Genomic DNA, 3,048 nt, shown 5'->3' with positions numbered 1-3,048 from the left:
CTTGATGAAGATATTTTTCCTGGTTTGATGCCCAATATTAAAGCACTCCAACAGTCTGCGACGACATTTAGTAATATTAAACAAGTGACTCATACTGGATGGACTATTGCCGGTATGACTGCAAGCCAATGTGGAATTCCTCTTTTTTCTCCATCTCACCGAAACTCACAAGGCTTGGATGAATTCTTACCTGAAGCTAACTGTTTAGGTGATATACTAAAACGAAATAATTATCACCTTAGTTATATGGCAGGTGCTGATCTTAGTTTTGCTGGAAAGGGTAATTTTTATCAGACCCACAGCTTTGATAGTGTAAAAGGTAAGAAACAGTTATCTCAAAATTTAAAAAATATTGAAAATATGTCCGGTTGGGGATTGTACGATGACTCGCTTTTTTCAATGTTAAAGGATGAATATTCTCGGTTGTCAAAAAACGAAAAGCCTTTTGGGCTATTTTCATTAACGCTTGATACACACAACCCCAATGGGCACATATCACAATTCTGTGAACGTATTCATTATAAAGATGGGAGTAATCCTATTCTTAACTCTGTTCATTGTACCGATGTTCTCGTGAATAATCTGGTTGAGTATATCAAAGAAAATCCGGGTAAAAATGAAACTATAATCGCCATTTCTTCTGATCATTATGCGATGAAAAATACTGCATGGGACGATCTCAATAAGGGAAAAAGAAGAAATTTGTTTATGGTCATCGATCCAGCATCCCCAGAAAAGGGAAAGACGATTAATAAACGAGGTTCGATGCTAGATGTTGCACCTACGCTACTCTCTTTTCTTGACTCTCCCATTGACGGGTTAGGGTTTGGTCGAAACCTAAATGCTGACGTTCCATCTTTGGTTGAAAAGAAGAAGAGTATTGATGCCTATCTAAACGAACATCAAAATGTTGTGAAATACCTCTGGAGCTATCCGAAACTTAATAATGGTATTCATTATTCTTTAGATGTGAAAGATCGCTTATTGTTAGGTGATAGAGAAGTATCACTTCCAGCTATCTTTAAGCTGAATGACGACGCCAATGTTGATGAAATTATTTTTGATAATTACGGGCTAAAGAAACTTGGCGATTATATGGAAGAGATGGATATAGGCCAAGGATTTATTTGGGCAGATCGCTGTAAGTTAATCTACGCGTTTGCAAGATCAGAGAAAATTGGCGAAAGCGATAAGGATAAATGGTGTATTTCTTCTGGAAAAACAGGAGCGAGTGATGTTTCGTCATGGGATCTCACTGATAATATGACAATTAGTCACACTGATATTAAAAGCTCTCTATCCAGCAACGATTTAAGTGAAGCGTCTCATAAGGATCGTGTTACTGGAATATCAAACATCCTTAAGTATGGTGTGGGAAAGCTCGATACTTTATCAGTATCTTCGGAAAGCAATATGGTCGGGAGCGTCGTTGTTCGCTCTGCTGGATTCAGTCGTGGTGAGTCCTATGTTGAGCAAAACGGGAAGAGAGTCAAGCTAAAGCGAGGGCTCACTCTCGTTGGATTAACAGATACATATGCACCTATTAAGCTAAGCCATGTAGATTCTTGTGCCGAACAAGTCGTTGACCACGCCACACTTGAAGATACTGGAAGCTTTGCAACCGTAATGAACAACTATTCAGAGTCATTTGACACGTTTCTAGTAATTGGTCATGACAGTGTTGTTTGTAACGATGATCGTAATCTATTGAATGCTACCTTATCTGATATCGATATGAAAAAATGGAGCAGGGTTGGTTATCGACAGCCATATATTGGAATCATATCAAGTAAGGGTATAAATAAAGAATTGATTGGCGAAAAAGAAGATGCTTTGATTCTTAATGTTGAAAGCTTTACTGAACATGTTGAGTCGGTAGAGAAAAGCATGTTGGGTCATATTGAACGAATCGCATATGCTGGTGGTGGCTATAATGGTAAAACATATACCAATTCAATAGATGCCCTAAATGAAAACAAAAGCTACTATTCGTTGTTTGAAATTGATTTTTCATGGACGTCGGACAACGAACTCGTTTGTATCCACGATTGGAAGCATAGCTTTGAGCGTACGTTCGGCATTAGTACTGAATCACCCGTATCCTATAGTGAGTTTGTTCAATTGGCGTCTAAGGGCTCGGGTATGGGGAATTGTACGCTATCCTCACTTGCGCTGTGGTTAGAAAACAATCCGGGGAAAAAGATTGTTACCGATGTAAAAGAGAAAAATATTGATGCATTACGTCTTATCGCTGAACGATATCCTGAGTTAAAGTCTAGGTTTATACCACAAATATATTGGCCGGAAGAATATAAGATGGTTAGCGAGCTAGGTTTTGATAATATTATTTGGACACTTTATCGCTTCGGTGGTGATATTGAAGATATATTAAACCATCTTGAAAAAATGGACTTATATGCTTTGACCATGCCTCGTGGTAAAGCGGATGCCGGATTGGCCGAATTAGCATTAAAAAAACGAGGAGTACGGAGCTATGTGCATACAATAAACAGTAAGGAAGCGTATCTGCATTATTTAGATCGAGGCGTTTCCGAAATTTATACCGATTGGCTTCATTAGTGTGAATGTCACGATCTAAAATGAATTTATCGAGATAAGCACGATACTTTATCGTCACCGGTATTCGGGATCTTGAATACGGAGAAGATCAGTCTCGTGCTTGCATTGAGAGTCTTACTTTTTATGTACTCTGTATTCCGTAATCTGTATTCGTGAATGGGAATACGGAGCGCTGCGCTTACAGAATACGGGAAAGAGACGCTTCGTGCTCGCATCGGCGCTCTTGCTTTTTCTGTACTCTGTATTCAGTAATCTGTATTCGTGAATGGGAATACGGAGCGCTGCGCTTACAGAGTACGGGAAAGAGACGCTTCGTGCTCGCATCGGCGCTCTTGCTTTTTCTGTACTCTGTATTCAGTAATCTGTATTCGTGAATGGGAATACGGAGCGCTGCGCTTACAGAGTACGGGAAAGAGACGCTTCGTGCTCGCATCGGCGCTCTTGCTTTTTCTGTACTCTGTATTCAGT

1 protein-coding gene is annotated in these 3,048 nt (G+C 39.6%); it reads left to right on the top strand.

The window, feature by feature from the left end; genetic code table 11:
- The coding region (locus BZG80_RS15580) for a sulfatase-like hydrolase/transferase (protein ID WP_077679762.1) at positions 1 to 2,580 on the top strand (2,580 nt) is incomplete at its 5' end.
- Positions 2,581 to 3,048: the final 468 nt, after the last annotated feature.

Source organism: Salinivibrio sp. MA440 (assembly GCF_001996265.1).
Lineage (GTDB): Bacteria > Pseudomonadota > Gammaproteobacteria > Enterobacterales > Vibrionaceae > Salinivibrio > Salinivibrio costicola.
Note: the sequence above shows the minus strand (reverse complement) of the source record. Positions and strands in the feature narration are given on the sequence as shown.